10 protein-coding genes and 2 pseudogenes are annotated in these 12,402 nt (G+C 62.7%); 4 read left to right on the plus strand and 8 right to left on the minus strand.

All coding sequences use genetic code 11. The features are described from left to right. Nucleotides 1–22 precede the first annotated feature (22 nt). From RS897_RS30870 to RS897_RS30905, 8 genes are all read right to left on the minus strand, one after another. The gene (locus RS897_RS30870; protein ID WP_315832476.1) at nucleotides 23–1,099 is read right to left on the minus strand and encodes a sensor histidine kinase; all 1,077 of its coding nucleotides are present in this window, start codon (nucleotides 1,097–1,099) and stop codon (nucleotides 23–25) included. After that, nucleotides 1,096–1,536 (minus strand): response regulator, encoded by a 441-nt coding sequence (locus tag RS897_RS30875; RefSeq protein ID WP_315832477.1) that lies wholly within the window; start codon nucleotides 1,534–1,536, stop codon nucleotides 1,096–1,098. The genes RS897_RS30870 and RS897_RS30875 overlap by 4 nt, the downstream gene beginning before the upstream one ends. Next, the gene (locus tag RS897_RS30880; RefSeq protein WP_315832478.1) at nucleotides 1,533–3,032 is read right to left on the minus strand and encodes a sensor histidine kinase; all 1,500 of its coding nucleotides are present in this window, start codon (nucleotides 3,030–3,032) and stop codon (nucleotides 1,533–1,535) included. Before RS897_RS30880 ends, RS897_RS30875 begins: the two co-directional genes overlap by 4 nt. A 198-nt stretch (nucleotides 3,033–3,230) precedes the next feature. Beyond that, on the minus strand, nucleotides 3,231–4,583 hold the full coding sequence (accC, locus tag RS897_RS30885; RefSeq protein ID WP_315832479.1) for an acetyl-CoA carboxylase biotin carboxylase subunit: 1,353 nt from the start codon (nucleotides 4,581–4,583) through the stop codon (nucleotides 3,231–3,233). A gap of 22 nt (nucleotides 4,584–4,605) precedes the next feature. Then, on the minus strand, nucleotides 4,606–5,100 hold the full coding sequence (gene accB / locus RS897_RS30890) for an acetyl-CoA carboxylase biotin carboxyl carrier protein (protein ID WP_315832480.1): 495 nt from the start codon (nucleotides 5,098–5,100) through the stop codon (nucleotides 4,606–4,608). Nucleotides 5,101–5,138: 38 nt separating this feature from the next. Beyond that, the gene (gene aroQ, locus RS897_RS30895; protein ID WP_315832481.1) at nucleotides 5,139–5,594 is read right to left on the minus strand and encodes a type II 3-dehydroquinate dehydratase; all 456 of its coding nucleotides are present in this window, start codon (nucleotides 5,592–5,594) and stop codon (nucleotides 5,139–5,141) included. A gap of 246 nt (nucleotides 5,595–5,840) precedes the next feature. Then, entirely contained in the window at nucleotides 5,841–6,602 is a 762-nt protein-coding gene (locus tag RS897_RS30900; RefSeq protein WP_315832482.1) for a DsbA family protein, read from the minus strand. A gap of 165 nt (nucleotides 6,603–6,767) precedes the next feature. Next, nucleotides 6,768–8,120 carry a M48 family metalloprotease gene (locus tag RS897_RS30905; protein ID WP_315838799.1) on the minus strand — a complete coding sequence of 451 codons (1,353 nt, stop codon included), beginning with the start codon at nucleotides 8,118–8,120 and terminating at the stop codon, nucleotides 6,768–6,770. A gap of 355 nt (nucleotides 8,121–8,475) precedes the next feature. Between RS897_RS30905 and RS897_RS30910 the strand changes: the two genes are divergently transcribed. The 4 genes and pseudogenes from RS897_RS30910 to RS897_RS30925 all read left to right on the plus strand — a co-directional run. Further along, complete coding sequence (locus tag RS897_RS30910; protein WP_315838800.1) at nucleotides 8,476–9,600, plus strand: pyridoxal phosphate-dependent aminotransferase; 1,125 nt, start codon at nucleotides 8,476–8,478, stop codon at nucleotides 9,598–9,600. A 182-nt stretch (nucleotides 9,601–9,782) separates the two neighbouring features. Then, nucleotides 9,783–10,145, plus strand: a pseudogene (locus RS897_RS30915) (cation:dicarboxylate symporter family transporter); the annotation flags it as partial. 84 nt (nucleotides 10,146–10,229) lie between these two features. Beyond that, nucleotides 10,230–11,333, plus strand: a complete 1,104-nt coding sequence (locus RS897_RS30920; protein WP_315832483.1) for an ISAs1 family transposase — start codon at nucleotides 10,230–10,232, stop codon at nucleotides 11,331–11,333. A gap of 6 nt (nucleotides 11,334–11,339) precedes the next feature. After that, nucleotides 11,340–12,323 (plus strand): annotated as a pseudogene (locus RS897_RS30925) (cation:dicarboxylate symporter family transporter); the annotation flags it as partial. Nucleotides 12,324–12,402: the final 79 nt, after the last annotated feature.

Raw genomic sequence — 12,402 nt, forward strand, 5'->3', positions numbered from 1 at the left:
ATGCGACGGTTGCCGTCCCCTGCTATTTTGCCGGGATAGCGGTGGCGGTGGTGCGCGGGAAACGCAGGACAATGCGTGTTCCCTGATGCGCCGGGTCGCGCTCGCTGGTGGCGCCGAGCTTGGTTGCCATCGCGCCGACGATGCGCTGGCCCATCCCGGTCGAGCGAGGATCCGGCCTGGTCTGAAAGCCGACGCCGTCGTCTTTGATCGCCAGCTCAAGGTTCGATCCGTCGGCGCGCAGGTCGACATGGATTGGGCCGGCGCCGTCGGGATAGGCATATTTGACGGCGTTCATCACCAGTTCGTTGACAATGATACCGATGGCGACCGCGCGATCCGGGTCGATCTCGATCGCCTCGGACGTCAGCGTCAGCCGCGACATTCGGTTGCCTTCCGCAGAGCGGCGCAGGTCCTCGAGCAGCGCCTCGAGATACTGGTTCAGCATCACGCTCTTGAGGTCGTGCGATGTGTAGAGACGCCGATGCACCTGCGCCACCGCGGCCACCCGTCCCATGGCGTTGGTCAGCGCGGCCTTGACGTCATCCTGGGTGCTGCTGGTGGCCTGCAGATGCAGCAGCGACGCGATGATCTGCAGGCTGTTTCCGACACGGTGATTGACTTCGCGCAGCAGCACCTCGCGCTCGGCCGCCAGTGCGGCGTAACGGTCGCGCGCGATGCGGATTTCCTCTTCGGCGGCAAGCTGCGCGCGCAGGATGTGCGAGCGTTCCAGCGCGCTGGTCACAGCGACATGGAGCAGGGTGATGAAATCGCCGTGGGTGTCCTTGACCAGATAGTCGGCGGCGCCGGCCTTCAGCGCGGTCACCGCGATGCTGGAATCCTGCGACGCCGTAACGAACACCACCGGCGGCGCGTCCGCAATGGCCTGGATCTGCTCGAGCGTCTCCAGTCCGTCGAGGCCCGGCATGTACTGGTCCAGCGCCACGACGTCGATACCGCCCTGGCTGATACGGGCGACGCCGTCGGCGCCACTGCTGGCGTGCTCGACTGCGAAGCCCTGATGTCGCAGGCCGCGATCGACCAGCCGCGCCAGCGCGGCGTCGTCGTCGATGTAGAGGAGCGTGGGCGTTTCGCTGGTCATGCGTCGGCGGGCGGGACCTGGATCACCGAGAAGAACAGCCCCAACTGGCGAATGGCGTTGGCGAAGCTCTCATAATTGACCGGCTTGGTGATGTAGACGTTGCATCCGAGCTCGTAGCAACGCTTGATTTCCTGGACATCGTCGGTGGTGGTGAGCACCACGACCGGCGCGGCCTTGAGATGCGGACTTTCCTTGACGCGCTTGAGAATGTCGATCCCGGTCATGTCGGGCAGATTGAGATCGAGCAGGATCAGCAGCGCGCTGCCCTTGTGGGCGTTTCCCTGGGCGTCGCTGCCGAACAGATATTTGAGCGCATCGGTGCCGTTGGTGAACGGCACGATCTCGTTATTGACGCCGGCTCGACGAATATTGCGTTCGATCAGACGAGCGTGTCCCTCGTCATCCTCGATCATGATGATTTTCACGGGCAGGCTCACGACCGTCGTCCTTCCTTGATCTGGTTGAGGGGCAGGGTCACGATAAACGTGCTGCCGTTGTTGAGTTCCGAATCGACGCTCATTGAGCCGCCGAGACGTCGCACCAGGGCACGCACGTGCGCAAGCCCGATCCCCTGGCCGGGACGATCCTGCGTGCCGGCGCGGCGAAACAGTTCGAAGATGCGCTGATGATCCTTGGGGTCGATCCCGCGTCCGTTGTCAGATACCTCGAAAATTGCAAATCCCAGCTTGCGGCGGCCCCGCACGACGATCTGGCCCGGAACTCCGGGGGTTAAGTATTTCAGTGCGTTATCAATCAAGTTGGAGAAGATTTGTTCCATTGCCAGGCGGTCGCCAAAGACGCCGGGCAGCTGCTCCACTTCGATATGGGCCTCGGCTTCGAGGGCCTGGTGGGCCACCGTTGCACCGATACCCTTGACCAGTTCTTGCATATCGAGCGACTCGGGGCGGAATTCGCGGCGCCCCTCGCGCGTGAGATTGAGGATCGCCGCGATCAGCCGGTCCATCTTGCCGATCGACGATTTGATGAAGCCGAGCGCTTCGGAAAAATCGTCGGCCAGCTTTTTGTCTTCGTCAGCGAGAACTGGTTGGTGCGGTTCGGCCGTCGGCGGCGCGCCTGCCTGGGCGTCGTGCAGCTTGGCGATCCGGTTGAAGATGTCGGAGCGCAGCTCTTCGAGCTCGCTGGTGAACCCCATGATGTTGACAAGCGGAGAGCGCAGATCGTGACTGACGATGTAGGCGAAGCGCTGGATCTCCTCGTTGGCCTCGCGCAGGTCAACCGTGCGTTCGTCGACCATGGCCTCGAGGTTGAGATTGTTGTCCCGCAGCCTCTGGTCGGCCTGATCGCGCTCCCTTGAGCTTTGCCGCACTAGATAGATCGACAATCCGCCGAGCAAGACGATGAGGGCCGCGCCGGCAAGGGTGACGACCGTCGACAGCGAGCGGCTGCGGCTGGCGGTCTCGCCACGCAGCGCCAGCAACCGGTCTTCCTCGCGCTGCATGCGGTTGGAAATGTCACCGATGAGATTGACCGTGGCCGGCGGTCCGCTGTTGCGGATCATGTCCATCGCGGCCGCCAGGTCGTTCCGCTTGATCAGGTCGATGGATGTCTGCAATTCTTTCAGCCGCGCTTCTGCCGCCGCGCGCAGATCGGCTGTGTTGCGGATCTGGATCGGGTTATCCGTTGTCAGGCGCGCCAGCGTGTCGGTCGCGGGGATGACTTCGGCGGCTCCGCGCTCGTAGTCGTCGAGGAATTGGCGGTTCTGGGTGAGCAGATAACCGCGTGCCGCGCTCTCCGCGCTGCGCAGGTCGAGCAGGACGCGGGAGATCTGGTTTTCCGCCTCGATGGTGTGGACGACCCAGGCGGCTTCGTTTCGCGCCACGTTGAGCAGATACAGCGAGGTCGCGCCGATTGCGATCAGGATCGCGAAGCCCGCGGAGAGCAGCGCAATCTGCCAGATTGTTCGTTGTCGCATGGCGCTATCGGGCACTAATGCCTATGCCCATCTGGCCGAAAAAGAGCCGGGCTATTCCCGGCTTTATATGGTCTGCAATGCTCTGCAATCGAAATACCCGTTCCACGGAAATGTCCCGCCGTGTAACGCGGAGATGGGGGATCGGTTCCCGATCGGAGATGCGATTGCTCGGATACAATGCGTGAGCCGCGATCGGCCTCACTCCGTGGCCGCGCCTCGGGCCAGATATTGTTCGAGCCAGTGGATGTGATAGTCGCCGTCGATGATCTCGGGTTCGCGCACCAGCGCGCGAAACAGCGGCAGGGTGGTTTCGACACCGTCGACCACCATTTCATCGAGCGCGCGACGCAGCCGCATCAGGCATTCCGCGCGGGTCTTGCCATGGACGATCAGCTTGCCGACCATCGAGTCGTAATAGGGCGGGATCACATAACCCTGGTAGGCAGCAGAATCGATCCGGACGCCGAGGCCACCCGGCGGATGATACTGCGTGATCTTGCCGGGGGACGGGCGGAAGGTGACGGGATTTTCCGCGTTGATGCGGCACTCGATCGAGTGACCGCTGATGGCGATGTCCTTTTGCGCGACCGGCAGTTCGCCGCCGGCAGCAACCCGGATCTGCTCCAGCACCAGATCGATGTCGGTGATCATTTCGGTCACCGGATGTTCGACCTGGATGCGCGTGTTCATCTCGATGAAGTAGAATTCGCCGTCCTCATAGAGGAACTCGATGGTGCCGACGCCGAGATACTGCATGTCGCGCATCGCCTTGGCGCAGATCTCGCCGATCCGCGCGCGCGCGGTGGCATCGAGTACCGGAGAGGGGCCTTCTTCCCACACCTTCTGATGCCGGCGCTGCAGCGAGCAATCGCGTTCGCCGAGATGGACCGCGCCACCGCGGCCGTCACCGAGAATCTGGATTTCGATGTGCCGCGGCCTGGTGAGGTATTTCTCCAGATAGACCGTGGCGTCGCCGAAGGCGGATTTGGCTTCATTGCGGGCGGTCGAGAGCGCCAGCGCCAAATCGGCTTCGGTCTGGGCCACCTTCATGCCGCGTCCACCGCCGCCGGCGGCCGCCTTGACCAGCACCGGGAAACCGATTTTTCGGGCGATCTCCAGCGCATCGTCCTCGGGCCCGACCCCGCCGTCAGAGCCGGGCACGACGGGAATGCCGAGCTTGATCGCGGTTTTCTTGGCCTCGATCTTGTCGCCCATCAGGCGGATGTGTTCGGCCTTGGGACCGATGAAGTGCAAATTGTGGTCGGCCAGGATCTCCGCGAAGCGCGCGTTCTCCGACAGGAAGCCGTAGCCCGGATGCACGGCATCCGCGCCGGTGATCTCGCAGGCGGCGAGCAGGGCCGGCACGTTGAGATAACTGTCCTTCGAAGGCGGCGGCCCGATGCAGACGCTCTCGTCCGCAAGCCGCACATGCATGGCATTGGCGTCGGCGGTCGAATGCACCGCGACGGTGGCGATGCCGAGCTCCTTGCAGGCGCGCAGCACTCGCAATGCAATCTCGCCGCGATTGGCTATCAAAATCTTGTCGAACATCGCAGCGGGGCCTTCGGCAGAATTATTCGATGATGACCAGCGGCTCGCCGAATTCCACCGGCTGGCCGTCTTCGATCAGGATTTGGGTGACGGTTCCCGCGCGCGGCGCCGGAATCTGGTTCATGGTCTTCATGGCTTCGATGATGAGCAGAGTCTCACCGGCCTTGACCTTGCTGCCGACGTCGATGAACGGCTTGGCGCCGGGCTCGGAGGCCATGTAAGCGGTGCCGACCATGGGCGAGGGCACGACGCCGGGATGTTTGGAGATGTCCGCCGCAGCGGCGACGGCGGCCGCGCCTGGGGCCACCATGACCGGCTGAAGCGCCGCCGGCAGCACTGCCGATGTCGTGATGTTGCGCGCAACTCGCACGCGCAGGCCCGCACGCTCGATCTCGATCTCGGTGAGATTGGTCTGGTCGAGCAAGGTGGCGAGATCGCGGATCATCTCGCGCTCCTCGGTCAGCTTGCCGTTGGTCGGCTCGGAAGCGGTGGATTTGTCTTGCGGCTGACTGGCCATGTGTCGATCCGAAACTCTCAAATGTCGAATGGAAGATATCAGGCTTTCGCCGCGATGCCGATCTTGGCGGCAAGACCCAGGATCGCGAGCCGATACCCCTCGATACCGAAGCCGGCGAGGCTTGCGAACGCCGCCTTGGCGATGAAGGAATGGTGACGGAAGCTTTCCCGCGCATGGACGTTGGTCACGTGCACCTCGACGGCGGGCAGGTTGACGCCGGTCAACGCGTCATGCAGGGCGATGGAGGTGTGGGTGTAGCCGCCCGCATTGATGATGATGCCCGCGGCCTTTTGAGCGCCGGCCTCGTGGATGAAGTCGATCAATTCGCCTTCGCGGTTTGATTGACGGCAGTCGACATCGAGGCCGTAGCGGGCAGCCGTCTCGCGACACAGCGCCTCGACGTCGGCCAGGGTCGCGTGACCGTATTTCTCGGGTTCGCGGGTGCCGAGCAAATTCAGGTTCGGACCGTTGAGGACGAAGATTGTCTTTGCCATCCAGAATCCAGCTAAATCCATGCCGCAGAGTCTGGCGGGTTATAGGTAACCTCGCCCGCAAGGGGAAGCCCGGGAGGTCCGCCATCCCGGCCTAAAAGCTTCATGTGGCTGACAAAACCCTTGCGGGAACAGCCGGATAATCGGCATTAACCAATTCTTAACGAATGTGGCGGCGATGGTGTTGAAATCGCTGGGATATTATCCCGCCGCCATTTCGGACGGCGGCAGGATCAGGACATCAGGCTCTCAGCAGGTGGCCTTGCCGCAGCGGGCTTCGCCGATCTTCTTGGTCAGATTATCCAGCCCGACCGCGCCCACCACGACCTGCTTGCCGATAACGTAGCTCGGGGTGCCGTTCAGGCCCATGTCCTCGGCGAGCTTGAAATTCTCCTCCAGGGTGGCCCGCACCTCCGGGCTCGCCATGTCCTTGTCGAGCCGCGCCATGTCGAGGCCGGCCTCCTTGGCCGCCGCGACCGCCCGCGCCTTGTCGGCCTGGCCGCGACCGCTGAGCAGCTTCTGGTGGAAGTCGAGATACTTCTTGCCCGTCGGATCCTGCATGCGCACGGCGACTGCGACTTGGGCGGCTTCGACCGAGCCTGGGCCCAACACCGGGAATTCCTTCAGCACGACCTTCAGCTTCGGATCGGACTTCATCAGGCTGAGCATGTCGGTCATGGCATGCTTGCAGTAGCCGCAATTGTAATCGAAGAACTCGACAAAGGTGACGTCGCCATCACGGTTGCCGACAACCACGCCACGCGGCGAGTTGAAGATGACGTCGGCATTCTTCTTCACCGCCGCCTGGTGCTTTTCTGCTTCCGCGACCGCCTGCCGCTTGGTCAGTTCGGCCGACATCTCCTCGAGCACTTCGGGGTGGGCGACGAGATAGTCCTTGATGATGCGCTCGATCTCGCCGCGCTGCGTGTCCGAGAAGCTCTGCGCTCGCACGGCCACAGGCGCGACGCAGAGGGCGAGGGCGACGATGGCGAGGCTGCGAAATGTCGGCATTTCAGATCCTTTGAAAATCTCTGTTCAACCTGTGGCTCAAGCCTGATCGATTTGCGTTAAATCGGACTTTAGCGATTATATTTCCGTTCTGCTGCATGATCGTGTCGAAAAGCCGGTGTGGTCGGCCCTGCGCCAGTCTTCGTGCGCCAGTTTCTTGTTCCCTTATCAGTTTTTTTGTCCCGGCATCGGTTTGGCTGACACGATGTCATCCGCCTTGACCCAGCCCGGGGTTCCGACCGCGAAGCGGGTCTTGGCGCGGGATGCGAGATCGCGCGCGGTCTTGCTGTCGCCGCGCATGAAGGCCGCCTGGGCCGATGCAAGATCGGCTTCCGCATAGTTACCCTTGCGGCCATACGCCATTGCGAGCTGGGTATAGCCAATGGGAGCTTCCGGTTCTCTGCTAAGGGCGGCGCGCAAAATAGCGATCGCCTCGTCCGCGTACGCTGTATTATCCGATGCGACCAGGGCCTGCCCAAGTAACATCTCGATGAGGGGGGCGTTATTTGACAGTTGCACCGCCTTGCGCAGCGGTGCGATCGCCTCCGCCGGCTTGCCGCCTTCCAGCAGGGCCTGGCCCCGGACCTCATAGAAATAGGCATTGGCCGGTTGTTCCCGGATCAGGCCGTCGATCTGGGCCAGCGCCAGCCGCAGATCGCCGTGACGGTAGGTCGAAATCGCCCGCGCATACCTGGCCGGCAGGGTGTCGTTGGAGGACGGATACTTGCGCGCCACGGTATCGGGCCGATCCATGAAGCCGGAGATTTTCGCGCGCATCAGCTCGTGCCTCAGCTGCAGCGCCGGATCGTCTTTCTTGTCCCAATACGGGCTCGAGCGCGCCAGCTGTTCCAGCGCGTTGACACGTTCGGCCGGCATCGGGTGCGACATCAGGTAGGGATCGGAGCCCTGGGCGGCGAACAGGATCTGGTCGGAAAACCGCTTGAAGGTCTCGTGCATGCCCTTCGCGGACTGCCCCGTCGCGGTGAGGAACTTCACGCCGGCCTTGTCGGCGTTTTCTTCCTGCTGGCGCTGATATGACAGCAGGTTCCTGCGGATGACCTCCTGCGGCGCACTGATGGCGGCCGCGCCGATGCTCGCCGCACCGTTGTTGCTGTTGCTGCGCGCCCCGGCGACCATGGCGCCGACGCCAAGCAGCATCGCGATGATGATCTGGGTTTGCGCCTGCGCCAGTTGCTCGCGCAGTTTCGACAGGTGGCCGCCTGCGAGATGGCCGGTTTCGTGGGCCAGCACGCCGATGATCTGGTTCGGCGTCTGCGAATCCATCAGCGCGCCGTAATTGACGAAGATGCGCCGACCATCGGCGACGAAAGCATTGAACGAGCGATCGCTGATGATGGTGACCTGGATGTTCTGCTTCTCCAGACCCGCCGAACGCAGGATCGGGCGGGTATAATCGCGCAGCAACTGCTCGATTTCGGCGTCGCGCAGGGTCGGCGGGCCCTTGGCCTGCTGGGCGGAAGCGGGCATCGATCCCCATGCCACCGCGGCGGCGGTGATCATCGCCGTGATGCGTCCGGCGATCGGCCATCGACCGGGGCCGCGCCGCCCGCGGCCATGCCCGGCAGATCGCGGCGATGACGGCGACCGATCGGGCTGAAGGAGCGATGGCGGCATGTTTTCCAAGATGAATTTGGCGTCTAAGATGGCGGTCGAACGGCTATGGATTCTCTGAATTCTGCCTAACAAACCGCCGAATACGGCAACAGAGCGGCATCTTCGCACAGTCGCGCTCCGGAACCGTTTTCACGCACCCTAATAGCAGATTTGATGCTGGATTGAGACCTTGAGCGACAATTTGAAAGATCGGGCAACCAGGCTTTTGACCCCCTCGGGCCGCAGCGACGTTCCCCCCTTTATGGTGATGGACGTCATGGCGGCCGCGGCGCGGATCGAGGCCTCCGGCGGTCATGTCATCCACATGGAGGTGGGCCAGCCTGCGGCGTCCGCCCCGTCGGTCGCCATCGCCGCAACCCATGCCGCACTGGACCAGGGCCGGATCGACTATACCTCGGCGCTCGGCATTCCCTCGCTGCGTGCCCGCATTGCCCGCCATTATCGGGAGACTTATGCATGCGACGTCGATCCCGAGCGGGTCATCGTCACCACCGGCTCGTCTGGAGCGTTCATCCTGGCCTTTCTGTCGATGTTCGAGCCGGGCGATCGGATCGCCGTGACCGTGCCGGGCTATCCGCCCTATCGCCACATCCTGACGGCGCTGGGCTGTGAGCCCGTGCTGATCGAAACCACCAATGACACCCGCCATGCGCTGACTGGCGAGATGCTGCTCGCAGCACATCGCAAGACGCCACTGAAGGGCGTGCTGGTAGGAAGCCCAGCCAACCCGACCGGGACGATGATGACGCGGGAGGCGCTGGCGACCCTGATCGCGGCGGCGGAAAGCGAGGGTATCCGCTTCATCTCCGATGAAATCTATCACGGCCTCGATTACGCGTTCCCGGCCGTTACCGCTGCGGAACTGTCGCCGCATGCGCTGGTGATCAATTCGTTCTCGAAATACTTCTGCATGACCGGCTGGCGGGTCGGATGGATGGTCGCGCCGGAGCCGCTGGTGCGGCCGATCGAGCGGCTGCAGCAGAATCTGGCGATCTCAGTGCCGATGCTGTCGCAGGTCGCCGCCGAAGCCGCGTTCGATGGCCGCATCGAAATGGATGCCGTCAAGCACAGTTATCAGGACAACAGGAGCGTGCTGATCGAAGGCTTGCCGAAGGCCGGGCTCGACCGGTTTCTTCCGGCGGATGGGGCGTTCTATCTCTACGCGGACGTCTCGAAATTCACCGATGACAGCTTTGTGTTCGCGACACGAATGCTGGAAGAGGCGCATGTGGCCGCGACGCCTGGAGTCGACTTCGATCCGATCCACGGCCGGTCCTTCATCCGTTTCTCATATGCGCGCTCGACCGACGACATGCGCACCGCCGTCGCGCGCATTACGCGCTGGCTGGGGCAGGCTTCGTTTTAGCCGTGCGACTGCGATGGCTCCCGAGGCGTGGCGCAATTGCGGCATCGCAGCGTATCGCCAGTCTGCCGTGGACGCCGTCGGTCCCGTTCACAAACGCGGGGTCTGCACGCGAATAGCATTGGCAGTCCCCCGATCGGACCGTATAGGGTGCGACAGTATGTCCAATCCGACGGGGGGACCTCATGTCACCAACAACAATGCCGGCAACAGCCGGAAAAAAAGCATCGAAGCCCTGGTACAAGGTTCTCTATGTGCAAGTGCTGATCGCCATCGTGCTCGGTGTGCTGCTGGGCTGGCTGGAGCCGGGCATAGCCACCAACGACTGGATCAAGGCGCTTGGTGACGGCTTCATCAAGCTGATCAAGATGGTGATCGCACCGATCATCTTCTGCACGGTGGTGTCGGGGATCTCCCACATCCAGGACGCCAAGAAGGTCGGGCGCATCGGCGTCAAGGCGCTGGTCTATTTCGAGGTCGTGTCCACCCTGGCGCTGCTGATCGGACTTGTGGTCGGCAACCTGGCCCGTCCCGGTGCCGGCCAGGGGAATCGCATATGGCTTTGCGTCCCCTATTGCATTGGAAGGCAAGACGGATTCTGAACATGACTCCCGGATCACGGAGGGAGTCGGATGGAGCAGTTCAGGAGCAGTTTTCGGCAACTGCCGGACCCGCGGGCGGAGAATGCAAGGCACGACCTGCTGGAAGTGTTGTTCATCGCGCTGGCGGCAACGTTGTGTGGGGCGGAGTCCTGCTCGGATATGGCGGACTTCGGCCAGTCCAAAGAGGGGCTGTTGCGGCTGTTCCTGCGTCTGGAGCATGGCATCCCGAGCCACGATACGTTCAGCCGGGTGTTCCGCCTGCTCAAGCCGCAGGCCTTCGAGAACGCATTCCGTCGTTTCATGGCCGCCTTTGCCAAGGCCAATGGGCTCAAGCTTTCTGGAGTGGTGGCAGTCGACGGCAAGGCTTTGCGCGGGGCCTACGAACGCGGTGGCAAGGCCACGCCGCTGCATCTGGTCAACGTCTTTGCGGTGGACGCCCGTATGGCTTTGGCCCAGCAGAAAGCACCCGGTCGCAACGAGACGGCGGGCGCTTTGGAAGTGCTCGAGCTTCTGTCCCTCGAAGGCTGCATCGTTACAGCCGACGCACTGCATTGCCACCGAGCCTTTGCGGCAGCGGTGCGCGAGCGTGGCGGCCACTATGTTCTGGCGATCAAGGCAAACCGCGGGCGTTTGTTCACCGCGGTTACGCAACAGTTTGCGCGATCGGGCAAGCGCAGCGTCGCCGAGCAGATCAACCAATCCACCCACGATCGGCGCGAAGCTCGGCGCGCGACCATCATGCGCAATACCAGCTTGGCCACCCTCTACGGCTTCCCGGGCGCGGCTGCGGTGGGCCGCGTCACATCGCGCAGGCGCTTGCGGGGTCGGCGGGCCGATGCCCCGGCCGTGCGATACTATTTGCTGTCCAAATACATCTCCCCCAAGCGGCTGCTGCACGTCACGCGCAGTCACTGGGGCATCGAGAACCAGCTTCATTGGGTCCTCGACGTCCATTTCGCCGAGGATGGCAATCGTGCGCGAAAAGACAACGCTCCCGAGAACCTCGCCATTCTGCGAAGGCTGGCCCTCAACATTCTGCGAACTCACCCGGATCGAGCTTCTCTGCGCCGCAAAATCAAGCGCGCCGGCTGGGACGATACCTTCCTCATGCAGATCCTCAGCCATATGCGATAGCCCTGCGGTGCCGGCTTTGGCGGCGCCATGGCCAACGCCCAGGCGGTTTCGACTTACGCAAAGCAGGCGGAGGCGCAAAAGAGTGTCGACTTCTTCCTGCATATCATCCCCGATACCGTGGTCGGGGCCTTCGCTAACGGTGAAATCCTGCAAGTCTTGTTGTTTTCGATCCTGTTCGGCTTCGCGCTGATGGCATTGGGCGAGCGTGGGCACACCCTGCGATCGTTTATCGATGACGGAGCGCATGCGGTGTTCGGCGTGATTGCCATCGTCATGAAGGCGGCGCCGATCGGCGCGTTCGGCGCCATGGCGTTCACGATCGGAAAGTTCGGCACGGGAGCGATCCTGAACCTGCTCGGCGTGATCGCCACATTCTACATCACGGCCGCGTTGTTCGTGTTCGTCGTGCTGGGTCTGATCGCGAGGACGGTCGGTTTCTCGATCTTCAAGTTCGTGGCTTATATCAAGGACGAACTGCTGATCGTGCTGGGCACGTCATCGTCGGAAAGCGCGCTGCCGTCGTTGATGGAAAAGCTCGAGCGGGCCGGGTGTTCGAAACCGGTGGTCGGGCTTGTCGTGCCGACCGGCTATTCCTTCAATCTCGACGGCACCAATATCTACATGACGCTGGCGACGCTGTTCATCGCGCAAGCGCTGAGCATCGATCTGACCCTGGGGCAGCAGATCACGATCCTGATCGTCGCCATGCTGACCTCCAAGGGCGCTTCCGGTATCACCGGCGCGGGCTTCATTACGCTCGCCGCTACCCTGGCGGTGGTCGATCCGCGACTGGTCCCCGGCATGGCGATCGTGCTCGGCATCGACAAGTTCATGAGCGAATGTCGAGCGCTGACGAACCTGACCGGCAACGGCGTCGCCTGTGTTGTCGTCGCCTGGTGGGAGGGTGAACTCGATCGCGAGAAGCTGAATGCGGCTTTGAGTGCGCAGGTCGATCCGTCCGATGTCGAGACGGCGGTCACCACGGGCTGACGGGTTCCAAGGTACGCTTCAAAAGAAAACGCCCGGCACATGGTGCCGGGCGTTTCCATATCGATGAAGCGTTGAGGGG

It is taken from the genome of Bradyrhizobium prioriisuperbiae, from assembly GCF_032397745.1.
Lineage (GTDB): Bacteria > Pseudomonadota > Alphaproteobacteria > Rhizobiales > Xanthobacteraceae > Bradyrhizobium_A > Bradyrhizobium_A prioriisuperbiae.